Source organism: Pectobacterium nicotianae (assembly GCF_023272715.1).
GTDB classification, from domain to species: Bacteria; Pseudomonadota; Gammaproteobacteria; order Enterobacterales; family Enterobacteriaceae; genus Pectobacterium; species Pectobacterium brasiliense.
Window position 1 is genome coordinate 18,820 of the sequence record NZ_CP096821.1, and the last position, 23,017, is coordinate 41,836.

The window sequence follows — 23,017 nt, forward strand, 5'->3', positions numbered from 1 at the left end:
CCGTAACAAGGAGAGCGGAGTGAATACATTTAGCGGTGTTTTTCCCTATCTGGTGTCACCCGTCAGGCCCGATGGTCAGGTAGATAAGCCTGTTCTGGCGCAGCTCACTGAACATCTGATTCAATGCGGTGTACATGGCGTCGTGCCGTTAGGCAGCACCGGTGAATTTGCCTATCTCTCTGCGGCTCAGCGTCTGGATGTCGTCAAAACGGTGATCGAAACGACGGCGGGCCGAGTGCCGGTTATCGCCGGTGTTGCGTCAACAACCATTCAGGATGCCGTTGAGCAAACGAAACGCTACGTCGAACTGGGTGCGGATGGCATTCTGGCGGTGCTGGAAGCCTATTTCCCACTGAAAGACGAAGGCGTCGAACAATATTTCCGCGCCATTGCCGAAGCCGCACAGGGCAAACCGGTGGTGCTTTATACCAATCCTCAGTTCCAGCGTTCCGATTTGAGTTTGCCTGTCATTGAACGCCTGAGCCATGTGAATAACATCCGCTATATCAAAGACGCCTCGACCAATACCGGGCGCTTGCTTTCCATCATTGAACGCACCCGTGGCCGAATGGACGTGTTCTCCGCGTCCGCCCATATTCCCGCCTGCGTCATGCTGATTGGCGGCGTGGGGTGGATGGCTGGCCCGGCGTGTATCGTTCCCAAACAGAGTATTGCTTTGTATGAAGCCGCCCGCGCGGGTAACTGGAACAAAGCAATGGAGCTTCAGCGTCCGCTGTGGCGTATCAATGAAATCTTTGCCCGTTATTCCATTGCCGGCTGTATTAAAGCGGCGCTGCAATTGCAGGGATTTGCTGTAGGCGATCCGTTGCCGCCTCAGCAACCGCTGGATGAAAAGGCGCGTAAGGAGATCGCGGATGTTTTAGCATCCGTCGATTCCCTCTAACGCAAAATACATTTTGTTATTTTTCACGCTGTAGAGGTGTGGGGTTTTCTGCACCTTGATGTTCGGCAGTACCTATTAAAAAGAGAAAAGGAATCATCGAAGGATGAGCGCTTTACCTATTATTATTGATTGTGATCCGGGGATAGATGACGCGATTGCGTTATTAAGTGCATTTGTGGCACCAGAGTTGGATATTCGCGGTATCTGCACGGTGTGCGGTAACCAGTCGCTGGACAAGACGGTGCATAATGCGCTGCAAATTGTTGAACTGGGCCAGCGCACGGATATCCCCGTTTTTGCCGGCTGCCATCGGCCGCTGCTGCGCGACCCTATTCATGGCCAGTTTCACGGCGAAAGCGGACTGGGTCAGACGGTGCTGCCTGCGCCACAAAAACAGGCCGAAGCGAAACATGCGGTGAATTTTATCATTGAGCAGTGTCGTCAGGCGATCGCTGACGACACGCCGATTACGCTCTGTACGTTAGGGCCGTTAACCAACGTGGCGATGGCGCTGCGTATGGCACCCGAGATTGCCGACGGAATTGCACGCATTGTGATGATGGGCGGCGCGTACCGCGAAGCGGGCAACCGCAGCCTGACGTCTGAATTCAATATGATTGCCGATCCGCAGGCCGCCAAGGTGGTGTTTGATTCGTCGATTGCCATCGTCGCGCTACCGCTGGATGTCACGCATCAGGTGATTTTAACGCCGGAATTAGTGGCGCGTTTCATTGCGCTATCCGGACGCATCTCCGCGCCGTTGGGTGAAATGATGGCGTTTTGGGACCGCAATGATATCCGTCGCTACGGCTCACGCGGCGGCCCGCTACACGATCCGCTGGTCATCGCCTGGGTGCTGGCACCGCACTGTTTCACGACGGAAAAAGCCAGCGTTTACATTGAGCAGGAAAGCGAGCTGTGCATGGGGCAGACCGTTGCCGACTGGTACGGAAAAACCGATCGTCAGCCGAATGTCGATGTGGTGACGGGGGTGGATGCTAAACAGGTTGTCGAGCTGTTTGCTGACCTATTGAGCCGCTACAGAGAGGGTGTCTGACATGGTTCGAGAACGCATTATTATTGATACCGATCCCGGCGTCGACGATGCGATAGCCATCTGGCTGGCATTGGCGTCGCCCGAGCTGGACGTGCTTGGGATTACCGTGGTGGCAGGTAATGTACCGCTTGCTGCGACATTGCCGAACGCCTGCAACGTGGTGGGTGTGACGGGCAGAACCGATGTGCCGATTTTTGCGGGTGCCTCGCGCCCGCTCATCCGCGATCAGGTTTTCGGTAAATACGCCCATATCGGCAAGTTTTCCTCTGAGTGGGTGCCAGAAAGCACGCTGTCGCCGGAAGAGGAACACGCCGTTGATTTTCTGGTGCGGATGACGCGTCAGGCGGCGGCCGATAATAACCCGATCACCATTTGTTCACTGGGCCCGCTGACGAATCTGGCGTTGGCGCTGTGCTTCCATCCTGATGTCGCTCGCGGCATCAAACAGATTGTGTCCATGAGCTGTGCCTTTACCGCGATGGGGAATCGCGTACCGTGGGCAGATTTCAACGTTTATGCCGATCCCCATGCGGCGGAGATCGTTTTTTCTTCCGGTGTTCCCATTGTCATCATGCCGCTGGATGTGACCTTTCAGGCGCTGATTCAGACGGAACAGGTTGATGCTATCGCACATAGCGGTGGTGCGCCGGGTAAGGCGATGGCCGCGTTGCTGCGCATGTTTGACCGTAGCGAAGTGGAGCGCTTTGGTCGTGAAGGTGGACCGATTCATGATGCAACCGTCATTGCGTGGCTGTTGAAGCCCGAGCTGTTCAAGTCAAAACACGTTCGCGTCGGGGTAGAAGTTTCCGGTAAGACCATGGGTTACGTGTTTGCCGATTTTTATAACAAGCTGGGTGAGCCAGCGAATGCGCTGGTCATGCGGGAAATCGACGAACAAGGATTCCTCGGGCTGATTGCCGATCGCCTGCGTCGCTATGGCTCTGAAGCTGACACAATCAATGGATCTGAGGAGCGCTGATGGTCGCCTACCTGCTGAGCCGAATCGGACAAACGCTGCTGACGCTGGCTGTGATGTCGGTGCTGGTGTTTGTGGGTGTTTATCTGGTCGGTAATCCGGTCGATATGTTATTGAGTGCGACGGCCACGCCAGCGGAACGGCTGGCGGTGATTCAGTCCTTTGGTCTGGATAAGCCCGTCTGGGAACAGTACGGGCTGTTTGTCTGGAACGCCTTGCAGGGCGACATGGGCAACTCGTTTATCTTTAACCAACCCGCGCTGACGCTGATTTTTCAGCGCATGCCCGCCACGCTCGAACTGGCGATGGTGGCGTTCGTGATGGCGCTGGTTGTCGGTATTCCGCTGGGGATCTACGCTGGCCTGAAGCCGGACAGCGCGGTGTCCAAATCCATCATGACTTTTTCCATCCTTGGCTTTAGCCTGCCCACGTTCTGGATTGGGCTGGTGATGATCATGCTGTTCAGCGTGAAGCTGGGCTGGCTGCCGTCCTCTGGTCGGGGCGATACGCATGAGTTATTCGGTATTCCATTCAGCTTTCTGACCCGCGATGGTCTCGAACATCTTCTCTTGCCTGCGTTTAACCTTGCGTTGTTTAAAATCTCGCTGGTTATCCGCCTGATGCGCGCGGGCGTGATGGAGTGTCTGCAACAGGACTATGTACAGTTTGCTCGTGCGAAAGGGCTGTCAGAAACCCGCATCGTACTGGTGCATGTGCTGCGCAACACGCTGATTCCACTGATTACCGTGCTGGGGCTGGAGCTGGGATCGCTGATTGCATTCGCCGTCGTCACGGAAACCATTTATGCCTGGCCGGGCATGGGCAAGCTGATTATCGACTCGATCGCTGTGCTCGACCGCCCTGTCATCCTGGCTTATCTGATGATTACCGTCGTGATGTTCAGCGTGATTAACCTGCTGGTCGATTTGCTGTATGTGCTGGTCGATCCGCGTGTGCGGCTCGGAGGAGATAAGGGATGACGGGAAATACGATACACCAGCCCGCAGCCGTGCAAAAAACCGCTCATCCGGTGATGCGCGTGATGATGGCGCTGATCGGCGATAGGCTGGCGCTGTGCGGGCTGATCATGCTGGCAATTTTCGTGCTGCTGGCGCTGTTTGCTCCGCTGCTGTCGCCGCAGAATCCCTACGATCTGATGCAGCTCGACATCATGGATGGCCGACTCGCGCCGGGTGCGCAGAGCATGGCGGGCATGACGTATTGGCTGGGGACGGACGATCAAGGGCGCGACCTGTTCAGCGCCATTCTGTACGGCACCCGCATCAGCCTGATAGTGGGTTTCTCCAGTGCGGTGCTTGCGCTGCTGATTGGCGCCTCGCTGGGGCTGATTAGCGCCTACGTCGGTGGAAAAACGGATGCCACGATCATGCGCATCGTGGATATCCAGCTCAGCTTCCCGCCGATCCTGATTGCGCTGATCCTGCTGGCGGTGCTGGGGCAAGGCGTCGACAAGATCATCATGGCGCTGGTGGTAACGCAGTGGGCTTACTACGCACGTACGATTCGCGGGTCGGCGCTGGTGGAGCGTCGCCGCAGCTACGTGGACGCGGCGCGCAGCATGGCGCTGTCCAACCGCCGCATCCTGTTTCGCCATATTTTACCGAACTGTCTGGCACCGCTGATCGTGGTAGCGACGATGCGCATCGCCTACGCCATCATGCTGGAAGCCACGCTCTCGTTTTTGGGGATCGGGCTGCCTGTGACGGAACCGTCGCTGGGGCTGCTGATCTCAAATGGTTTTGAATACCTGATGTCGGGCGATTACTGGATCAGCTTCTTTCCGGGGCTGACGCTGCTGCTGCTGATTGTGGCGATCAATCTGGTCGGGGATGCGCTGCGCGACATCCTCAATCCGCGGAATTAATCTGTGGGAACGCCCATAGGAATAAGGGGTAACGCACACATGACAGCGCCGATTATGTCCGTTTCGCATTTGACCACTGCCTTTCAGGTGAACGGCGAGTGGATGAACGTGGTGCGGGATTTGTCCTTCACGATTGGCGAGAAAGAAACGGTCGCCGTGGTGGGGGAATCCGGTTCAGGGAAAAGTGTGATGGCGAAATCCATCATGCGCTTGCTGCCACCCGGCCAAAGCCGGGTTGAGGGTCAGATTCATTTCGGCGATACCGAGCTGCTGTCGCTCCCTAATAAAGCGATGCAGGACGTGCGCGGGAACCGCATCGGCATGATTTTCCAGGAGCCGATGACCAGCCTGAATCCGGTCTTGCCGATTGGCTACCAGATTACGGAAGTGCTGCGACGCCATCGCGGTATGGGCAAAGCCGAAGCGCGTGCCGAAGCAGTGCGCCTGCTGGAAAAAGTCCGTATTCCGGCGGCTAAATCACGGCTGAACGAATATCCGCAGAGCTTCTCCGGCGGGATGCGCCAGCGCGTGGTGATTGCGATTGCGCTGGCCTGCCATCCGAAGCTGCTGATTGCCGACGAACCGACGACGGCGCTGGACGTTACGATTCAGGCACAAATTCTGACGCTGATAAAAACCCTTCAGGAAGAAGAAGGGATGTCGGTGCTGTTTATTACCCATGACATGGGCGTGGTGGCGGAAGTGTCCGACCGTACGCTGGTGATGTATCAGGGCGAAATGGTTGAAAACGCCGTCACGCGGGAGATCTTCCATCATCCGCAACAGCCCTATACTCGCATGCTGCTGTCCGCGGTGCCCAAATTAGGTTCGATGTCCGGTAGCGCATGGCCGCAGCGCTTTCCGCTGGTCGATCTCAAAACGGGCGAGCGCCAGCCGGTGCCGGAGGCGGTGAACACCGTGTCGGGCGAGGAGCCGGTGCTGACGGTAAAAAACCTGGTTACTCGATTTGATATCCGATCAGGTTTTTTCCGTCGGCTGTCCGGGCGAGTTCATGCGGTGGAGAATGTCTCGTTCGATCTCTGGCCGGGCGAAACGCTCGCGTTGGTCGGGGAATCGGGCTGCGGTAAGTCGACCACGGGTAGGTCGATTATTCGTCTCAACGATGCCGTCAGCGGTGACATTCAACTGCTGGGAAAAAATATCCTGACGGCGGATAAGCGTGAGCTGACGGATTCGCGGCGGCAGATTCAGATGGTATTTCAGGATCCGTATGAAAGCTTGAACCCGCGCATGCGGATAGGGGAAGCTATCGCCGAGCCGATGCTGTTGCACGGTCTGGCGACCCGACAGAATGTAAATGCGCGAGTGAGCGAACTGCTGGAACAGGTGGGATTATCCGGCGATATGGCTTCGCGTTTCCCGCATCAGTTCTCCGGCGGGCAGCGGCAGCGCGTCTGTATTGCCCGCGCATTGGCGCTGGAGCCGAAAGTGATTATTGCCGATGAATCGGTGTCGGCGCTGGATGTGTCCGTCAAGGCGCAGGTCATCAACCTGATGCTGGATCTCCAGCAGAAGCTGGGGCTGTCATTCCTGTTTATCTCGCATGATATGGCTGTTGTCGAACGAATCAGCCACCGCGTAGCGGTGATGTATCTCGGTGAAATCGTGGAGATCGGGCCACGTTCGGCGATCTTCGACAATCCGCAGCATGAATATACCCGGCGTCTGATTTCCGCGGTGCCCGTGCCGGATCCGGACACCCGTCCGGTGCGTAATATCACTAATGATGAGCTGCGCAGCCCGGTACGCGCCCCTGATTTCCATCCTCCCGCACGTCGCTATAAGCAAGTCGGAGAGGGGCATTTCGTTCTGGAACAGGCGTAGCGTTACCCTTATCTGACTTTGCCATTAATGGCGGTTCTTCTGCGTGCGCATTGCGTATGGCCTGAACCGCCATTCTTTTTCTTCTTTCTTTCTTTCTTTCTTTCTCTTCCCTGCTGCTGGTGCGCTTTCGTCGACTTCCACTTTCGCTCGATCCATTCCCTCTGGATGTTGAAATCCGGTAACGCGTGATGTTGCTAAATTGTATTTATTGTCCGTTTTGTGATCCAGATTGTAGTACAACAAACATAAATGGTACTACAATCAGGCCAAGAAAAGAGGGAAGGATGCGGTTATTGTGCAACAGTTCGACGACGTCAGGCGGCATGGCGGGTAAAGTAAGTGCAGTGATATCAATCCGTTTTGTCTCGTTGAGGTGATGATGAATAAGCAAGAATTAAGCAAAACCGACCGCATCATTCTGGATATTGGCCAACAGATCGTTGGCGGGAAATACGCGCCGGGCACGCCGTTACCCGCAGAAGCTGAGCTGTGTGAAGAATTTCAGACCTCGCGCAACATCATTCGCGAAGTGTTCAGAGCGCTGATGGCGAAAAGGCTGGTGGAAGTGAAACGGTATCGCGGCGCGTTTGTGGCCGCGCGTAACCAGTGGAATTACCTGGATACCGACGTTCTGCAATGGGTTCTGGCAAGCGATTACGACCCATGGCTGATCAGCGCGATGAGCGAAGTACGTAATCTGGTGGAGCCGACGATTGCCCGCTGGGCTGCCGAACGGGCGACCTCAAGCGAGCTGGCGGTAATTGAAGCGGCGCTGAATGACATGATTTCCAATCACCAGAATCGTGACGCATTTAATGAAGCGGATATTCGCTTCCATGAGGCGGTATTGGCAGCGGTGCATAACCCGGTACTACAGCAGTTGAGCGTCGCGATCAGTTCCTTGCAGCGTGCGGTGTTTGAGCGCACCTATATGCCGGACGAAGATAACATGCCACGGACATTGCGTGAGCATCAGGATCTCTACGATGCCATTCGGCATCAGGATATTGAAGCAGCAGAGCGGGCGGCGTTGACCATGATTGCCAGCTCGACCAAACGGTTAAAGGACATTACATGAGTGAAAGCTATATCGCCATTGACTGGGGTTCTACCAATCTGCGGGCGTGGCTGTATCTGGATGGCGTCTGTATCGACAGCGTGAAGTCTGAAGCGGGCGTCACGCGTTTGAACGGTCAGACACCGCAGCAGGTTTTTCAGCAGATCGTTGCGCCGTGGCAGCAGCACAACGTGCCTGTCGTGATGGCGGGCATGATTGGCAGCAATGCGGGCTGGCTTTCCGTGCCGTATCTGTCATGCCCGACTCGCCTGACGGATGTCGCCCACCAGCTAACGCGGGTGGAAGAAGCCCAGCCGCTAGCTGCCTGGATCGTGCCGGGGTTGAGCATTGCGCAGGACGATAACTGCAATGTGATTCGCGGTGAAGAAACCCAGCTGATTGGCGCATATAGCGAATGTCCTTCCTCTCTTTATTTAATGCCGGGAACCCACTCGAAATGGGTGCGAACCGATGACAGCAACGTGCTGGACTTCCGTACGGTGATGACCGGTGAACTGCATCACCTGCTGATGACGCAGTCGCTCATTGGCGTGGGGCTGACCGAGCAGCAGCCGTCCTCTACCGCTTTCCAGCAAGGGCTGGAACTGGGCTTTGCCGACGACAATATCATCCGCTGCCTGTTTGAAACCCGCGCGGCGCATGTGCTGGGGCGTCTGGAGAAAAGTGCCGTGAGCGACTGGTTATCCGGGCTGTTGATTGGCAACGAAGTCTCGCAAATGCAGCGCCACTATCAGATGGCAGCCGGAGACAGTATCACACTCATCGGTTCCCCTGCGCTGACCGCGCGCTACGAAAAAGCATTACAACAAGCTGGATTGCGCTGGCAGCAGCTGGATGGCGATCGGGCTTTTCAGGCAGGAATAAGGAGCATTGTTAATGAGCTGGAATACTAATCTTCCCTTGATTGCGATTCTGCGCGGTATCACGCCGGACGAGGTGCTGGAACATGTCGCGGCGCTGCTGGATGCCGGATTCGATGCGGTAGAGATCCCGCTGAATTCGCCGAATCCGTATGAAAGTATTCAACTGGCGGTAGAGCATTTTGGCGATCGCGCCCTGATTGGCGCAGGCACGGTACTGAAAGCCGACTATGTCGATAAATTACAGGAAATTGGCAGCAAGTTAGTCGTTACGCCTAACATTTCCCCCGAAGTGATTCGTCGGGCGGTGGGCTACGGCATGATGGTGTGCCCCGGCTGTGCTACTGCGACGGAGGCCTTCACGGCGCTGGATGCGGGTGCGCAATCGCTGAAAATTTTCCCGTCATCCGCGTTTGGGCCTGACTACATCAAAGCACTGAAAGCGGTATTGCCAAAAGACGTTCCCGTCTTTGCCGTCGGTGGCGTCACGCCTGAAAACCTGAAGGATTACCTTAGTGCGGGCTGCATCGGTGCCGGGTTAGGCAGCGATCTGTATCGAGCCGGTCAGTCGGTTGACGTCACCGCGCAAAAAGCACATGCATTTGTTAACGCCTATAAGGACGCTGTTCAATGAAAATTACCAAAATCACCACGTACCGGCTGCCGCCACGCTGGATGTTCCTGAAGATTGAAACCGATGAAGGCATTGTCGGCTGGGGCGAGCCGGTTATCGAAGGTCGTGCACGCACGGTTGAAGCTGCCGTTCACGAGCTGTCTGACTATCTGATCGGGCAAGACCCGGCGCGCATCAACGACATCTGGCAGGTACTTTACCGCGCGGGCTTCTACCGCGGCGGCCCGATTCTGATGAGCGCTATCGCGGGTATCGATCAGGCATTGTGGGACATTAAAGGCAAGGCGCTGGGGGTACCGGTCTACCAGTTACTGGGCGGGCTGGTGCGCGATAAGATCAAAGCGTACAGCTGGGTGGGCGGCGATCGTCCTTCCGAAGTGATCGCAGGCATCAAGAAGCTGACCGACATTGGCTTCGATACCTTCAAGCTGAACGGCTGTGAAGAGATGGGCATCATTGATAATTCGCGCAAAGTGGATGCGGCGGTGGCCGTGGTCGCGGAAATCCGCGAAGCCTTTGGCAACAGCATCGAGTTCGGTCTGGATTTCCACGGTCGTGTGGATGCACCGATGGCGAAAATCCTGATCAAAGAGCTGGAGCCGTACCGTCCGCTGTTTATTGAAGAACCCGTGCTGGCTGAACAGGCGGAATACTATCCTCGTCTGGCGGCGCAAACCCACCTGCCGATTGCGGCGGGCGAGCGGATGTTCTCACGCTTTGATTTCAAACGCGTGCTGGCAGACGGCGGACTGGCCATTATTCAGCCTGACCTGTCTCACGCAGGCGGTATTACCGAGTGCTTTAAAATTGCCGCAATGGCGGAAGCCTATGATGTCGCGCTGGCACCGCACTGTCCATTAGGCCCAATTGCATTGGCTTCCTGTTTGCACCTCGACTTTGTGGCACGTAATGCCGTATTGCAGGAGCAAAGTATGGGCATCCATTATAATAAAGGTGCCGAGCTGTTGGATTATGTTATCAATAAAGAAGACTTTGCTATGACCGACGGCCATTTCTATCCGCTGAATAAGCCTGGCCTCGGTGTGGAAATTAATGAAGAGCTGGTTATTGAACGTAGTAAAAATGCGCCAGACTGGCGTAACCCGGTGTGGCGTTATCCTGATGGTGCCGTCGCCGAGTGGTAATACCCGTCATTCGCGTTGGCTTGCCTGCAACTCGAATTATTTTAGAGTATAACGAAAACAATAGGTTAGGTTTTTAATAACCAGTAATACATAACGCATTTCCCCGGCACGACGGAATAGAACACTCATGGATTATCACGAAATACATTATTTCGTGAAGGATTACTGTTTTATTTTATTAGCGTCGGGGAAAGTAATCTTCCATTTATCATGAGTAAGCCACCACCGGGATTTCAAAAATAAAACGACATTATAAATAGGGAAATATAGTGAGCGTGCGCGGTTATTTATTTCATTAGAAAAAATAAAGTATACCAACTGCTGGTGTTGTTGAACGTTCAAAAATAGCGGGCGATAAATATCGCAGCCCGTTTAATAAATAACAGGAACATAAGATGGATATGACATTAACTACCCGTCCTACAAAACGGCGTTATTTCACCTTGCTGATGATTTTTATTACGGTCGTCATCTGCTATGTGGATCGCGCCAACCTGGCTGTGGCGTCGGCACATATTCAGGAAGAGTTCGGCATTACAAAAACACAAATGGGCTATATCTTTTCCGCGTTTGCCTGGACCTATACGTTATGCCAAATACCCGGCGGCTGGTTCCTTGACCGCGTCGGTTCAAAGGTCACCTATTTTATCGCCATCATGGGGTGGTCGATTGCCACGTTGCTGCAAGGTTTCGCCACGGGTCTGGCGTCATTGATTGGTTTGCGTGCGGTGACCGGGCTGTTTGAAGCGCCTGCGTTTCCGACGAATAACCGTATGGTAACCAGCTGGTTCCCTGAGCAAGAACGCGCTTCTGCCGTTGGATTCTATACGTCAGGGCAGTTTGTTGGTCTGGCATTTCTTACGCCATTGCTCATCTGGTTGCAGGAAATCCTGAGCTGGCACTGGGTATTCATTGTTACCGGCGGCGTCGGTATTGTCTGGGCAATTATCTGGCACTTTGTTTATCAGCCACCGAAGAAAAGCAAAGGGATTAATCAGGCTGAGCTGGATTACATTGCCGAAGGCGGCGGTATCGTTGATGGTGATGCCCCGACTGAGAAAAAAGCGCGTACGCCATTAACGGCGGCCGACTGGAAACTGGTGTTTAACCGCAAGCTGGTCGGCGTGTATATCGGACAGTTTGCTGTGACCTCTACGCTGTGGTTCTTCCTGACGTGGTTCCCGAACTACCTGACGCAGGAAAAACAGATTAGCGCACTGACGGCAGGCTTTATGACGACGGTACCTTTCCTGGCGGCGTTCGTTGGTGTGCTGCTGTCCGGCTTTGTGGCGGATCGTCTGGTACGTAGCGGAAAATCGATTGGTCTGGCGCGTAAAACGCCGATTATCTGTGGCCTGTTGATTTCAACCTGCATCATGGGGGCGAACTACACCAACGATCCGGTATGGATTATGACGTTGATGGCGCTGGCATTCTTTGGCAATGGTTTTGCCTCCATCACCTGGTCGCTGGTGTCGTCGCTGGCACCGATTCGTCTGATTGGTCTGACGGGCGGGGTATTCAACTTTGTCGGCGGTCTGGGCGGTATCACGGTGCCATTGATTATTGGCTATCTGGCGCAGGATTACGGTTTTGCTCCGGCGCTGACCTATATTGCTGGCGTAGCGCTGGTCGGCGCACTGTCTTACATCTTACTGGTGGGTGAAGTGAAGCGTGTAGGCTAACGCTCGTTACTCGCGTGCGGTCGGTTCTGGAAAAACCATAAAAAAACGGACTTTCCTCTTGGTTGAGGAAAGTCCGTTTAATTTTTTGACTGTTTATCAGCAGCCATTATTTGTAGATAACGGCGACGCCGCGCAGTTGGTTGTCACCTGTTGCAGACGTGATAGTGAAGGCGTTAGCACCGGCTTTTTCTGCTTTCTGAGCCAGCTGTGCTTGCAGTGAGTCCAGGCTGTGTGCGGTAGCACTAACGACACCCACTTTTTCCAGGCTCTGTGCCTGTTGTGAAGAGACCTGATCGGCAGCGAAAGTACCGAAAGACAGGGCAGACAGTACGGCGGCAGCGGCGAAGAGTTTTACGTTTTTCATGTGATGTATCCTATTCAATGTTGTTTGGAGTGAAAGGTCATTTCCTTTCGATGAAGAGGATATTACGCCGATGCAGGCAGAAGGGAAAACGGAGTGTTTTGAGAATATCTGTCAATATTTTTGATGTTAAATCTGGCGATAAGATGCACAGTCTCGATCGCCAGAATGAAGGCTATATTGCTGCCTGCTGAGGCAACGGCGGTGAAGTCGGTGCCAGCACACGTTCCAGCACGCGGGCTTCCAGTTCTGCCAGTTTTGCCGATCCACGACGTCGTGGGCGTGGCAAATCAACCGTGATGTCCAGTCCTACGCGGCCTTCTTCGATCAGAATAACCCGGTCGGCCAGCGCAATAGCTTCGGAGACATCGTGCGTCACCAGCAGTACGGTGAACCCGTGTTGGAGCCACAGATTTTCGATCAGGCTTTGCATCTCGATGCGGGTCAAGGCATCCAGCGCCCCCAGCGGTTCATCCAGCAGTAGCAGACGCGGATGGTGAATGAGCGCGCGTGCCAGCGCGACGCGCTGTTTCTGACCACCGGACAGCGCGGCTGGCCAGTCATTCGCGCGATCTGCCAGCCCGACGGAGGACAGCGCCTCCTGCGCTTTTTCACGCCAGTTGCCGCGCAGTCCCAGCCCGACATTATCGATCACCTTTTTCCACGGTAGCAGCCGTGCTTCCTGAAACATCAGTCGTGTGTCGTCTTTCGCGCTGCTGAGCGGCGCGGTGCCGGTTAGCAGTTCGCCGCTGCTGGCCGCTTCCAAACCCGCGAGCAGGCGCAGCAGGGTGCTTTTACCGCAGCCGCTGCGACCGACGATGGCAACAAATTGCCCGGACGGAATGCGCAGTTGCACATCATTCAGTACGGTGCGGTGGCCGTAGTGCTTGGTGATAGCATCCAGCGCCAGCGGCGTCCCCTTGGTGAGCGGCGACGGTGAATGTGCGTGCGTTGCAGAATCGGTAAAAGCGGTCATGATGCGTCCCCCGATGAGGTTTGATAAGCCGGATTCCAGCGCAGCCAAATGCGCTCCAGCCCCTGAGCGCTGACATCGGCCAGTTTGCCGAGCAACGCGTAAAGAATGATGGCGACCACGACTACGTCCGTTTGCAGGAACTCACGGGCGTTCATGGCGAGGTAGCCGATGCCGGAGTTGGCAGAGATAGTTTCCGCGACGATCAGCGTCAGCCACATAAAGCCCAGCGCAAAGCGGATGCCGACCATGATGGACGGCAGCGCGCCGGGCAGCACCACCTGAGAAAACAGGCTCAGGCCGGACAGCCCGTAGCTGCGTGCCATTTCCAGCAGGCCGCGATCGATGTTTTTAATGCCGTGGTAAGTGTTGAGATAAACCGGGAACAGCGTGCCCAGCGCCACCAGAAAGATCTTCGCTGCTTCATCAATGCCGAACCATAGAATGACCAGCGGGATCAGCGCCAGATGCGGAACGTTGCGGATCATCTGCACGGAACTGTCCAGCAGACGCTCGCCCCAGCGTGACAGCCCGGTGATAAAGCCAAGCACCAATCCGATGCTGCCGCCGATAGCAAACCCGATCAGAGCGCGCCAACCGCTGATCGCCAGATGCTGCCACAGTTCGCCGCTAGAGATGAGCGACCAGCCTGCGGTAATCACCGAACTGGGCGCAGGCAGAATCCGGTTGGATAGCCAACCGAACTCGACGGATACCTGCCACGCAACCAGCAGCGTTACGGGGAGCAGGAAAGGTGCAAAGCGCTGTGCCAGTGAAGAGAGCGTTCTTGCCATGATCGATTCCTCAGCTTTGCGAGACTTTACGCGGCACATAGCGGTTAGCAATCAACTCTCCCGCAGTGTTCACCGTATGCAGCGGCGTAGGTTGCTGCGCCAGATCGAGGTGCGGGAACAGCAGTTCACCCACGCGATACGCCTCTTCCAGATGCGGATAGCCGGACAGAATAAAGGTATCAATGCCGAGATCCGCGTATTCCTGAATGCGCTCGGCCACCGTCGGGCCATCGCCAACCAGCGCTGTGCCTGCGCCGCCGCGTACCAGACCGATACCAGCCCACAGATTTGGGCTAATCTCCAGCTTGTCCTTTTTACCACCGTGCAGGGCGGCCATGCGCTGCTGACCGACGGAATCGAAACGCGCCAGCGCCGCCTGCGCATCGGCGATGGTTTTTTCATCCAGATGAGAAATCAGCCGATCGGCGGCCTGCCAGGCTTCTTCGGTGGTTTCCCGCACGATGACGTGCAGGCGAATACCGAAGCGAACCTCACGCCCCTGTGCCGCCGCTTTGGTGCGGACTTCCGCCAGCTTTTCTTTAACCTGCTCAGGCGGTTCGCCCCACGTCAGGTAGAGATCGACCTGTTCTGCCGCCAGATTCTGTGCCGCTTCGGAAGAGCCGCCAAAATAGAGCGGTGGACGCGGCTGCTGCACGGGCGGGTAAAGCAGTTTGGCGTCTTTGACCTGAATGTGTTTCCCTGCGAAATCGACGGTTTCGCCTTCCAGCAGCCTGCGCCAGATGTGGGTGAATTCCGCCGAGGCTTCGTAGCGCTCTTCGTGGCTGAGGAACAGCCCTTCGGCGGCCAGTTCTTCCGGGTCACCGCCGGTCACCAGATTGAACAGCGCGCGTCCGTTGGACAGCCTGTCCAGCGTGGCAGCCTGACGTGCGGCGATGGTAGGGGAAATCACGCCGGGGCGTAGGGCGACGAGAAACTTCAGCCGCTGCGTCACCGGAATGAGCGATGCTGCAACCAGCCAGGAATCCTCGCAGGAGCGGCCTGTCGGCAGCAGCACGCCGCCAAATCCTTGCCGCTCGGCGGCTTGCGCCACCTGTTGCAGATAGCTGTGGTCAACATGACGTGCGCCCTCGGTGCTACCAAGATAGCGACCGTCTCCGTGGGTGGGCAGAAACCAGAATACGTTAAGACTCATGGTGTGAACTCCTTGAACAGTCTTGTTTGGGGTAAACAAAAGGGTATGTGGCAGGCAAATTAGTTCGCCTGAGGACGCCAGACGCGCTCTGCGATATTGACCTTCACTGGCACCAGACGATTTTCATAAAACAGGTCGGCCGTAGATTGCTGGGCCTTGATCGTGGCGGCATCCAGCGGTTCGACGGTAGTCGGTGGACGATGGTCGAGCGCCGTTTCAATCACTTTTTCCGGCAGCCCTACCGCGTTTGCCAGCAGCGTGACGCTTTGCGCCCGGTCGCTGATCGTTAAGGCATCCGCTTTGGTTAGCACGTCCAGAACCTGACGAATAAAGGTGCCGTGCGCCTCGGCGTAAGGGCGGCCAGCCAGATAGAAGGAGCCGGTTTTCTCCAGCCCGCTGCTGTCGATCAGCACGCGAACGCCGCCTTCCAGCAGCGCGGCGGAATAGTAGGGATCCCAGATTGCCCATGCATCGACGTTGCCTTGCTGGAAGGCCGCGCGGGCGTCAGCCGGGGTCAGGTAGGTCGGTTTGATATCGGTGAATTTCAGCCCGTCGCGTTGCAGCGCCCTCAGTAACGTGTTGTGTGCGCTGGAGCCTTTCTGGAAGGCGACTTTGCGGCCTTTTAAGTCAGCAACGGTTTTCACCGGGCTGTCTTCCCGCACCAAAATCACTTCGGCCTGAGGCTTCGGCGGTTCGACGCCGACATACAGCAGGTCAGCACCAGCGGCCTGCGCAAAAATAGGGGGGATATCACCGGTGCCGCCCAGATCGATGCTGCCCACATTGAGCGCTTCCAGCATCTGCGGGCCGGCGGGGAATTCAACCCAGCTGATTTTGGTGTTGGGGAACTGTTTTTCCAGCAGCTGGTGCGATTTTGCCAGCACCAGACTGACCGAACCTTTCTGATAGCCGACGCGCAGCTGCGTTGGCACGCTGTCCTGTGCATCGGCGGCGGATACGAGCAGCAGGGCGCTGGCGGCCAGAATAGCGGGGAGCCGGCGTAGCCGCGCTGTCAGGTTGCTCCACAATGGCGCGTTTTCTCCACGTCCTTCCGTGACCGATTTTTTCATCATCAATGACATGCTTATGCCCCCTCCCTTATAACTAAAAATTAAAATACAGCGAGAAAATGCAACATCAGGTGATAAACATAGCAGGGGGAGGACGGGCTTTTTAAATCTCAATTTGTCGTTTTTATAGTCAAAAGTAGAAAATGCCTGAAATCAGCACACTTAGCGTAATAAGCGCGGCAATAGTGATTTTTACCCGTCCTTCACGTCTGAAACACGTTTTCCATGACCTGCCTCACATTGTTTCCCGCAATGTCTATCATTTCGTGAACCTATTCTCATATATTGCTTTTTTTCATGGAAAACGGTTTCCGTTGTGTTTCCATGATGGTGTTTCCAATGGACGTGTTTATTCACGATGCTTTTATTGATGACGTTTTTTTATTCGTAACGTACGTACGACGGGGTATTGAAAATGAAAAGGATCATGCTTTGTTGTTCCGCTGGGATGTCTACCAGCCTTTTGATGAGAAAGATGAAGGAGGCGGCCAGCGCACGTAGTCTGGACGTCGAGATTGCCGCCTACGCCGCTCATGAATTTGATGAGCAGGTCGGGAAATATGACGTTGTGCTGCTGGGGCCACAGGTGAAATATATGCTGGCGTCCTTTCAGGAGAAAGCCGAGGGAAAAGGCGTGCCCGTGGCAGCGATAGACATGATGGATTACGGTATGCAGCGCGGTGACAACGTGCTGGATTTTGCCTTTTCACTGATCGAAAAATCAGGACAACCGCTATGAGTGGCCTCTATCAGTCGATGGTTAATATCATCGAGCAAAAAATTACCCCGCTGGCTGGTGTGGTGGGACAACAGCGCCACATCATCGCGATTCGTGATGGGTTTATCGCCGCGCTGCCTTTTATGATCATCGGTTCATTTATGCTGGTGTTCATCTTCCCGCCGTTTGCACCGGATACTACGCTGGGATTTGCCCGCGCGTGGCTCGATTTCTCCGTTGCCTACCGTGAACAGTTGATGCTGCCGTACTACCTCAGTATGGGGGTCATGACCTTCTTTATCTCGGTGGGGATTGGGGCCAGCCTTGGCAAGCACTACAAACTGGATCCGATCATGACCGGTCTGCTGGCGCTGATGGCATTCTTGCTGGTGGCTGCGCCTTATCAGGATAAGCAAATTTCCACCCAGTACTTCTCTGGGGAGGGAATTTTCACCGCGATTCTGACCGCGATTTATGCGGGTGAAGTGTATGCCTGGCTGAAGAAACGCAACATCACGATTCGCCTGCCGAAAGAGGTACCGACCGGTGTGGCGCGTTCGTTTGAAATTCTCATCCCCGTGCTGGTCATCGTCGCGACGTTGCATCCGTTTAACCTGTTCATCCAATCTGCGACCGGCATGATTATCCCGGAAGCCATCATGCACCTGTTGGCGCCGCTGATTTCGGCGTCGGATTCGCTGCCTGCGATTCTGATTTCGGTATTTATTTGCCAGATTCTGTGGTTTGCCGGGATTCACGGCGCGCTGATCGTCACCGGGATTATGAACCCGTTCTGGATGACCAATCTGGCGCTGAACCAGGCTGCACTGTCGGCCGGTGCGCCGCTGCCGCATATTTATTTGCAGGGATTCTGGGATCACTATCTGCTGATCGGTGGGGTCGGTTCCACGTTGCCGCTGGCCTTTTTGTTACTGCGTAGCCGCGCGATTCACCTGCGCACCATTGGCCGCATGGGCGTCGTGCCGAGCTTCTTCAACATCAATGAACCGATTCTGTTTGGCGCGCCTATCATCATGAATCCGCTGCTGTTCCTGCCGTTTATATTCGTACCGATGGTTAATGCCGTCATTGCCTATACGGCGACGAAGCTCGGTTGGATCGCGCAGGTGGTTTCCCTGACGCCATGGACGACGCCTGCGCCGATTGGGGCATCATGGGCGGCGAACTGGGCGTTCAGCCCGGTGATCATGTGTCTGCTCTGCATGGTGATGTCGGCCGCGATGTATTACCCGTTCCTGAAAGTCTATGAGCGCACGCTGCTTAAACAGGAGCAGGAGAAACAACAGCAGGCCGCGGGCGAAGCCAGCGCCAGCGCATAAACACGAGTGAAGCAGAGAGGAACGTATGCACGATCATCTTCAGAACGATTTTCGCTTTCCCGCGAATTTTTGGTGGGGTAGCGCCAGTTCGGCACCGCAAACGGAAGGCGAAAGCCTCAACTATGGTAAAAGCGCCACCGTGTGGGACGAATGGTTTGCCACGCAGCCCGGCCGTTTTCACCAGCAGGTTGGGCCAGCGGATACCTCCACGTTTTATCAGCACTGGCGTGAAGATATCGCGCTGCTGAAGACGCTGAATCACAACACGTTCCGCACGTCGATCTCGTGGGCGCGGCTGATTCCCGATGGCGTCGGTGAACCGAATCCGCAGGCAGTCGCGTTTTATAATCAGATTATTGATGAAATGCTGGCGCAGGGCATCACGCCGTTTATCAACCTGTTCCATTTTGATATGCCGATGGTGATGCAGCGGCTGGGCGGCTGGGAAAATCGGGCGGTGGTGGTGGCCTATGCGGGCTATGCGGCGACCTGCTTCCGCCTGTTTGGCGACAGGGTAAAACACTGGTTTACGTTCAATGAGCCGGTGGTGCCGGTGGAAGGTGGGTATCTGTATGATTTCCACTACCCGAACGTGGTGGATTTCAAGCGTGCTGCGACGGTGGCGTACCATACGATGCTGGCGCATTCGCTGGCGGTAAGGGCGTATCGCGCGCAGTTTCAGGACGGGGAAATTGGCATTATCCTCAATCTGACGCCTTCCTACCCGCGCTCTCAGCATCCGGCCGATGTTAAAGCCGCCAACATCGCCGATTTGATGTTTAACCGCAGCTTCCTCGATCCCGCATTGAGGGGCGAATATCCGCAGGAACTGGTCGATCTGCTGCATCGATACGGTCAACTGCCGCATTGCCAGCCTGACGATCGTGCGCTGCTGGCTGATGGGATTGTCGATCTGCTGGGGATTAACTACTACCAGCCGCGCCGTATTCAGTGTCGCGACAGTCTGGTTAACCCTGATAGCCCGTTTATGCCCGAGTGGTTCTTCTCCAGCTATGAGATGCCAGGGAGAAAAATGAATCCCTATCGCGGCTGGGAAATTTACGAACCGGGCATCTATGACATTCTGACCAACCTGCGGGTGAATTATGGCAATCCGCGCTGCTTTATTTCGGAAAACGGCATGGGTGTCGAGAACGAACAGCGTTTCGACGCTAACGGCCAGATTCAGGATGATTACCGCATCGATTTTGTCCGTGAACACCTGAAGTATGTACACAAAGGGATCGCGGAAGGTAGCAACTGCCTCGGCTACCATATGTGGACGTTTATCGATAACTGGTCGTGGTCGAATGCCTACAAAAATCGCTATGGTTTTGTGCAGCTGGACTTGGAGACGCAAAAACGCACGGTGAAGAAAAGCGGGGAATGGTTCGCGGCGACAGCGGCCGAGAATGGCTTTCAAGGTTCAACGTCGTAAGTCTATCCACGTCGGTGTGGCACTCTGCCACACCGAATTCATTGCCTTTCCTGCTTTCCCACGAACCCCTTTCGCATAAATAAAAAAACCGGCTTGCCCTGATGAGGAGGCAAGCCGGAAAGAGGGTAATACGTGATGCTTACAGGATGGCTAACTGGGATAAAAACTCAGGGTAAACAACAATTAGTTGAAGATTACCGCAGAGCCACGCAGCTGATCGTTACCGGTCGCAGACGTGATGGTATAAGCTTTAGCGCCTGCTTTTTCTGCTTTCGCCGCGAGCTGAGCCTGTAGTGAGCTGAGGTCTTGAGCGGTAGCGGTAACGACGCCCGCTTTTTCCAGATTTTGAGCCTGTGCAGGAGATACGTATTCAGCAGCAGAAGCACCGAAAGTCATGGTAGCGAGAACAACAGCAGCGGCGATGGTTTTTACGTTTTTCATGGTGTCTTATCCTTTTCTGATTTGATAGGTGAAAGGGGGCTGCCCTTTCGATATGAAGAATGTTACGCCGATGCTAATAAATTAAAAAACGGATGTTATTGAGGTAGTTTTTCTATTTTTTTGAACAACATATATCGATGTTGTTTGTTTTTTTTAAATTAAAAACAATAAGTTATACATAAAACTGAAATTTATTTACAAAAAATTGACTGATATTGAATAAGTGGGGTGATGTCTTGTCTGTTGAGGTTCAACTAACGTTTAATGCTGCTGGTCATCAACTTACCAATATTAATTGCTGGTCATGTGATGGGAATTGGCTGGTTTATGACATAAGACCCTATGGATCTTCATTCACAGGGCTGACTATTGAGCGCATACACCTGAAAAGCCGGGAAACCGAGGTGATTTATCGGGCGACGGCGGGGGCGCACGTGGGCGTGGTGACCTGTAGCCCGCAGGAACCGCTGCGCTATGTCTTTATCCACGGGCCAGAAAACCCAGATGGCGAGTGGCAGTATGATTTTCACCATCGCCGTGGAACGATAGTGGCGGATCGCCAGCGCGATGAGGCCATCACGCTCGATGCTTTCTCCATTACGCCGCCTTATCAGGCCGGTGCGCTGCGCGGCGGTACGCATGTCCATGTCTTCAGCCCGGATGCCAGCCGCCTGAGTTTTACCTATAACGACCATGTGCTGCATGAGCGCGATCCGGCATTGAACTTGCGCAACGTGGGCGTAGCCGTGCCGCTACAGGCCGTCACCGTTGAAAAACATCATCCGCGTGAATATGACGGTAGCCACTATTGTGTGTTGGTTAGCAGAACGACGCCGCAGCCGCAGCCCGGCAGCGATGAGATCAATCGCGCCTATGAAGAAGGTTGGGTAGGAGCGGCGGGTTATATCAGACAGGATGGTTCGCGGCAGCGCTGGGCGCTGGCGTTTATCGGCGATACGCGTGCGGCGGATGGGGCAACGGTGCCTGAGATTTTTATTGTCGACTTACCGGATGCGCTGGAAGAGTACGCCAAAGCGGGTGATGCGCCACTGGCGGGGACGTCAACCTCAATGCCTGCGCCGCCAGCGGGCGTGCAGCAGCGGCGTTTAACGTTTACGCACTCGCGTCGTTATCCTGGTCTGGTGAACCAGCCGCGCCACTGGCTGCGAGCCTCGCCCGACGGCAGTGAGATTGCTTTCCTGATGCGGGATGAGGCAGGCGTGGTGCAGCTGTGGACGCTTTCCCCGAACGGCGGTGAACCAAGGCAGGTAACGCGCACGGAACATGGCGTACAGTCGGCCTTTAACTGGCACCCGGATGGACGTTCTCTGGCGTTTGTGTCTGACAACAGCATCATGCTGTGTGAGGCGAAAAGCGGTGAGCTTGTTCGGCTAACGGCGCGGACGGACAGCGCACCGAGTGCGGATGCCGTGGTCTTTTCCCCTGATGGGAAACACATTGCGTATATGCGAGAGATTGACGGCTTTAATCAGCTTTTTGTTGTGGCGACGGCATAACCTGCACGCGCTGATTCAAGGTGAGTGCAGGGCTATCAAAGCTGATTATGAGGCATAGTGGCAAGCTGTGAGCTGGCGGTCTGGTTTTGCTCTTCGCTGTGTGAAATACGTTCGCGCGTCGACAGTTTGTTCTTATCGCTGCCTGCACGATAGTAGTCGTAGGGCAGCAGTAGGGTGTCGGCTACTGCCGAGAACGGCAGGTCGATAGCGACCAGCGGCATCATCGCCCAACTGGTGTCGTCGTCGCGCAGCATATCCACACCGGCGCGCGTGCCGGAATAGTATCCCTGATCGCCTCCGGTATGCGTCATCACGCTGGAGCAACCGCTGGTTGCCACCGCGCCGCTGCCGGTGATGATGAAAGAGAACAACGCACTTTTCAGTAAGGTCATATTATCTGTCCATTAAGAACCTGCTGCCAGAGTGGGTTCCAGAGCCTGCCTATCTTGAGTGTATGTGATAACGCCCGCAGTGTGAGTGAATATTGCATGAAACCCAGTGATTTTTCCTTTTTGCCTCTTGAAAGTCTGAGGGGGGTCACCATATTGATAATAAGCCGAAAGAAAACGATACGCCGTTAGGGTATCTGTCCCGGCTGTGAGCCTGTCCCTAGGGAAGGTAAAAAATAAATCCTCGCTGCATGTTTAGGAGGCTGTTTTATGCGTAACCCCGATTTTTCCCCACTGTACCGTTCCGCTATTGGTTTTGATCGCCTGTTTAATCTCTTAGAAACTGGGCAGACCCAGAGTAACGGCGGCTATCCTCCCTACAACGTCGAACTGGTTGACGAGAACCAATACCGCATTGCGATTGCCGTAGCTGGCTTCGCGGAGCAGGAACTGGACATCACCGCGCACGACAACGTATTGATTGTAAAAGGTGCCCACGCTGGTGAACAGGTTGCTCGTAACTACCTGTACCAGGGGATTGCCGAGCGCAACTTCGAGCGTAAATTCCAGCTGGCCGAACATATTCAGGTAAAAGGCGCCAATCTGGAAAACGGGCTGCTGTACGTCGATCTCGAACGTATCGTGCCGGAAGCGATGAAGCCGCGTCGGATTGAAATCAAGTAAACCAACATCACGTTATTTGCACGAATCGCGCATTGCCTGAAACGGCAGTGCGGTGAATGAACGCTTCGTC

General features: G+C 55.0%; 23 protein-coding genes. 16 read left to right on the forward strand and 7 right to left on the reverse strand.

Annotated features, from left to right (window positions below):
- Positions 1-19 precede the first annotated feature (19 nt).
- The 11 genes from MYB54_RS00080 to MYB54_RS00130 all read left to right on the forward strand — a co-directional run bounded on the left by MYB54_RS00080 (position 20) and on the right by MYB54_RS00130 (position 12,069).
- Complete coding sequence (locus tag MYB54_RS00080; RefSeq protein ID WP_248721361.1) at positions 20-904, forward strand: dihydrodipicolinate synthase family protein; 885 nt, start codon at positions 20-22, stop codon at positions 902-904.
- Positions 905-1,007: 103 nt separating this feature from the next.
- On the forward strand, positions 1,008-1,961 hold the full coding sequence (locus MYB54_RS00085) for a nucleoside hydrolase (protein ID WP_039557601.1): 954 nt from the start codon (positions 1,008-1,010) through the stop codon (positions 1,959-1,961).
- 1 nt (position 1,962) lies between these two features.
- Complete coding sequence (locus tag MYB54_RS00090; protein WP_104213077.1) at positions 1,963-2,940, forward strand: nucleoside hydrolase; 978 nt, start codon at positions 1,963-1,965, stop codon at positions 2,938-2,940.
- A complete protein-coding gene (locus MYB54_RS00095) occupies positions 2,940-3,917 on the forward strand; it encodes an ABC transporter permease (RefSeq protein WP_010296900.1) in 978 nt (325 codons plus the stop codon). The genes MYB54_RS00090 and MYB54_RS00095 overlap by 1 nt, the downstream gene beginning before the upstream one ends.
- Positions 3,914-4,822: an ABC transporter permease gene (locus tag MYB54_RS00100; RefSeq protein ID WP_248721362.1), complete on the forward strand. Its 909-nt coding sequence runs from the start codon at positions 3,914-3,916 to the stop codon at positions 4,820-4,822. The genes MYB54_RS00095 and MYB54_RS00100 overlap by 4 nt, the downstream gene beginning before the upstream one ends.
- Before the next feature lie 39 nt (positions 4,823-4,861).
- A complete protein-coding gene (locus MYB54_RS00105) occupies positions 4,862-6,667 on the forward strand; it encodes an ABC transporter ATP-binding protein (RefSeq protein WP_248721363.1) in 1,806 nt (601 codons plus the stop codon).
- 379 nt (positions 6,668-7,046) lie between these two features.
- Positions 7,047-7,745 (forward strand): D-galactonate utilization transcriptional regulator DgoR, encoded by a 699-nt coding sequence (gene dgoR / locus MYB54_RS00110; protein WP_248721364.1) that lies wholly within the window; start codon positions 7,047-7,049, stop codon positions 7,743-7,745.
- Positions 7,742-8,638 (forward strand): 2-dehydro-3-deoxygalactonokinase, encoded by an 897-nt coding sequence (locus MYB54_RS00115; RefSeq protein WP_205593747.1) that lies wholly within the window; start codon positions 7,742-7,744, stop codon positions 8,636-8,638. The genes dgoR and MYB54_RS00115 overlap by 4 nt, the downstream gene beginning before the upstream one ends.
- The gene (locus tag MYB54_RS00120; protein WP_010281152.1) at positions 8,622-9,239 is read left to right on the forward strand and encodes a 2-dehydro-3-deoxy-6-phosphogalactonate aldolase; all 618 of its coding nucleotides are present in this window, start codon (positions 8,622-8,624) and stop codon (positions 9,237-9,239) included. Before MYB54_RS00115 ends, MYB54_RS00120 begins: the two co-directional genes overlap by 17 nt.
- Positions 9,236-10,384 (forward strand): galactonate dehydratase, encoded by a 1,149-nt coding sequence (gene dgoD, locus MYB54_RS00125; RefSeq protein WP_010281150.1) that lies wholly within the window; start codon positions 9,236-9,238, stop codon positions 10,382-10,384. The genes MYB54_RS00120 and dgoD overlap by 4 nt, the downstream gene beginning before the upstream one ends.
- Positions 10,385-10,779: 395 nt before the next feature.
- Complete coding sequence (locus tag MYB54_RS00130) at positions 10,780-12,069, forward strand: MFS transporter (RefSeq protein WP_010281148.1); 1,290 nt, start codon at positions 10,780-10,782, stop codon at positions 12,067-12,069.
- A 106-nt stretch (positions 12,070-12,175) separates the two neighbouring features.
- On the opposite strand, the gene bhsA (MYB54_RS00135) is transcribed toward MYB54_RS00130, so the two are convergent.
- From bhsA (MYB54_RS00135) to MYB54_RS00155, 5 genes are all read right to left on the reverse strand, one after another.
- Positions 12,176-12,433 carry a multiple stress resistance protein BhsA gene (bhsA, locus tag MYB54_RS00135; protein ID WP_039516804.1) on the reverse strand — a complete coding sequence of 86 codons (258 nt, stop codon included), beginning with the start codon at positions 12,431-12,433 and terminating at the stop codon, positions 12,176-12,178.
- 172 nt (positions 12,434-12,605) lie between these two features.
- Entirely contained in the window at positions 12,606-13,406 is an 801-nt protein-coding gene (gene ssuB, locus MYB54_RS00140; RefSeq protein WP_014917105.1) for an aliphatic sulfonates ABC transporter ATP-binding protein, read from the reverse strand.
- Complete coding sequence (ssuC, locus tag MYB54_RS00145) at positions 13,403-14,197, reverse strand: aliphatic sulfonate ABC transporter permease SsuC (protein WP_010281140.1); 795 nt, start codon at positions 14,195-14,197, stop codon at positions 13,403-13,405. Before ssuC ends, ssuB begins: the two co-directional genes overlap by 4 nt.
- 10 nt (positions 14,198-14,207) lie before the next feature.
- Positions 14,208-15,350: an FMNH2-dependent alkanesulfonate monooxygenase gene (gene ssuD / locus MYB54_RS00150; RefSeq protein WP_014917104.1), complete on the reverse strand. Its 1,143-nt coding sequence runs from the start codon at positions 15,348-15,350 to the stop codon at positions 14,208-14,210.
- A 59-nt stretch (positions 15,351-15,409) separates the two neighbouring features.
- Positions 15,410-16,432 (reverse strand): sulfonate ABC transporter substrate-binding protein, encoded by a 1,023-nt coding sequence (locus MYB54_RS00155; RefSeq protein ID WP_014917103.1) that lies wholly within the window; start codon positions 16,430-16,432, stop codon positions 15,410-15,412.
- 403 nt (positions 16,433-16,835) lie between these two features.
- Between MYB54_RS00155 and MYB54_RS00165 the strand changes: the two genes are divergently transcribed.
- Genes MYB54_RS00165 through gmuD form a run of 3 tightly spaced genes read left to right on the forward strand, consistent with a single transcriptional unit; the run spans position 16,836 to position 19,916 of the window.
- Positions 16,836-17,159 (forward strand): PTS sugar transporter subunit IIB, encoded by a 324-nt coding sequence (locus MYB54_RS00165; RefSeq protein WP_039320155.1) that lies wholly within the window; start codon positions 16,836-16,838, stop codon positions 17,157-17,159.
- Positions 17,156-18,478, forward strand: coding sequence for a PTS cellobiose transporter subunit IIC (locus tag MYB54_RS00170; protein ID WP_014917101.1), 1,323 nt, complete (start codon positions 17,156-17,158; stop codon positions 18,476-18,478). The genes MYB54_RS00165 and MYB54_RS00170 overlap by 4 nt, the downstream gene beginning before the upstream one ends.
- A 25-nt stretch (positions 18,479-18,503) precedes the next feature.
- Positions 18,504-19,916 (forward strand): 6-phospho-beta-glucosidase GmuD, encoded by a 1,413-nt coding sequence (gmuD, locus tag MYB54_RS00175; protein WP_014917100.1) that lies wholly within the window; start codon positions 18,504-18,506, stop codon positions 19,914-19,916.
- A gap of 183 nt (positions 19,917-20,099) precedes the next feature.
- On the opposite strand, the gene bhsA (MYB54_RS00180) is transcribed toward gmuD, so the two are convergent.
- On the reverse strand, positions 20,100-20,357 hold the full coding sequence (gene bhsA, locus MYB54_RS00180) for a multiple stress resistance protein BhsA (RefSeq protein ID WP_010281124.1): 258 nt from the start codon (positions 20,355-20,357) through the stop codon (positions 20,100-20,102).
- 236 nt (positions 20,358-20,593) lie between these two features.
- Here bhsA (MYB54_RS00180) and MYB54_RS00185 point away from each other — a divergent pair, with 236 nt between their 5' ends.
- Positions 20,594-21,874, forward strand: coding sequence for a YidR family protein (locus MYB54_RS00185; RefSeq protein WP_180789428.1), 1,281 nt, complete (start codon positions 20,594-20,596; stop codon positions 21,872-21,874).
- A gap of 35 nt (positions 21,875-21,909) precedes the next feature.
- On the opposite strand, the gene MYB54_RS00190 is transcribed toward MYB54_RS00185, so the two are convergent.
- Positions 21,910-22,266, reverse strand: a complete 357-nt coding sequence (locus MYB54_RS00190; protein WP_014917098.1) for a YceK/YidQ family lipoprotein — start codon at positions 22,264-22,266, stop codon at positions 21,910-21,912.
- Positions 22,267-22,533: 267 nt separating this feature from the next.
- On the opposite strand from MYB54_RS00190, the gene ibpA reads away from it, so the two are divergent.
- Entirely contained in the window at positions 22,534-22,947 is a 414-nt protein-coding gene (ibpA, locus tag MYB54_RS00195; protein WP_014917097.1) for a small heat shock chaperone IbpA, read from the forward strand.
- Positions 22,948-23,017 lie beyond the last annotated feature (70 nt).

Bases quoted from the DNA above. Each gene is read 5' to 3' on its own strand.
- MYB54_RS00085 (WP_039557601.1), top strand. From the start codon at position 1,008: ATGAGCGCTTTACCTATTATTATTGATTGTGATCCGGGGATAGATGAC.
- MYB54_RS00090 (WP_104213077.1), top strand. From the start codon at position 1,963: ATGGTTCGAGAACGCATTATTATTGATACCGATCCCGGCGTCGACGAT.
- MYB54_RS00095 (WP_010296900.1), top strand. From the start codon at position 2,940: ATGGTCGCCTACCTGCTGAGCCGAATCGGACAAACGCTGCTGACGCTG.
- MYB54_RS00100 (WP_248721362.1), top strand. From the start codon at position 3,914: ATGACGGGAAATACGATACACCAGCCCGCAGCCGTGCAAAAAACCGCT.
- MYB54_RS00105 (WP_248721363.1), top strand. From the start codon at position 4,862: ATGACAGCGCCGATTATGTCCGTTTCGCATTTGACCACTGCCTTTCAG.
- dgoR (WP_248721364.1), top strand. From the start codon at position 7,047: ATGAATAAGCAAGAATTAAGCAAAACCGACCGCATCATTCTGGATATT.
- MYB54_RS00115 (WP_205593747.1), top strand. From the start codon at position 7,742: ATGAGTGAAAGCTATATCGCCATTGACTGGGGTTCTACCAATCTGCGG.
- MYB54_RS00120 (WP_010281152.1), top strand. From the start codon at position 8,622: ATGAGCTGGAATACTAATCTTCCCTTGATTGCGATTCTGCGCGGTATC.
- dgoD (WP_010281150.1), top strand. From the start codon at position 9,236: ATGAAAATTACCAAAATCACCACGTACCGGCTGCCGCCACGCTGGATG.
- MYB54_RS00130 (WP_010281148.1), top strand. From the start codon at position 10,780: ATGGATATGACATTAACTACCCGTCCTACAAAACGGCGTTATTTCACC.
- bhsA (WP_039516804.1), bottom strand. From the start codon at position 12,433: ATGAAAAACGTAAAACTCTTCGCCGCTGCCGCCGTACTGTCTGCCCTG.
- ssuB (WP_014917105.1), bottom strand. From the start codon at position 13,406: ATGACCGCTTTTACCGATTCTGCAACGCACGCACATTCACCGTCGCCG.
- ssuC (WP_010281140.1), bottom strand. From the start codon at position 14,197: ATGGCAAGAACGCTCTCTTCACTGGCACAGCGCTTTGCACCTTTCCTG.
- ssuD (WP_014917104.1), bottom strand. From the start codon at position 15,350: ATGAGTCTTAACGTATTCTGGTTTCTGCCCACCCACGGAGACGGTCGC.
- MYB54_RS00155 (WP_014917103.1), bottom strand. From the start codon at position 16,432: ATGTCATTGATGATGAAAAAATCGGTCACGGAAGGACGTGGAGAAAAC.
- MYB54_RS00165 (WP_039320155.1), top strand. From the start codon at position 16,836: ATGAAAAGGATCATGCTTTGTTGTTCCGCTGGGATGTCTACCAGCCTT.
- MYB54_RS00170 (WP_014917101.1), top strand. From the start codon at position 17,156: ATGAGTGGCCTCTATCAGTCGATGGTTAATATCATCGAGCAAAAAATT.
- gmuD (WP_014917100.1), top strand. From the start codon at position 18,504: ATGCACGATCATCTTCAGAACGATTTTCGCTTTCCCGCGAATTTTTGG.
- bhsA (WP_010281124.1), bottom strand. From the start codon at position 20,357: ATGAAAAACGTAAAAACCATCGCCGCTGCTGTTGTTCTCGCTACCATG.
- MYB54_RS00190 (WP_014917098.1), bottom strand. From the start codon at position 22,266: ATGACCTTACTGAAAAGTGCGTTGTTCTCTTTCATCATCACCGGCAGC.
- ibpA (WP_014917097.1), top strand. From the start codon at position 22,534: ATGCGTAACCCCGATTTTTCCCCACTGTACCGTTCCGCTATTGGTTTT.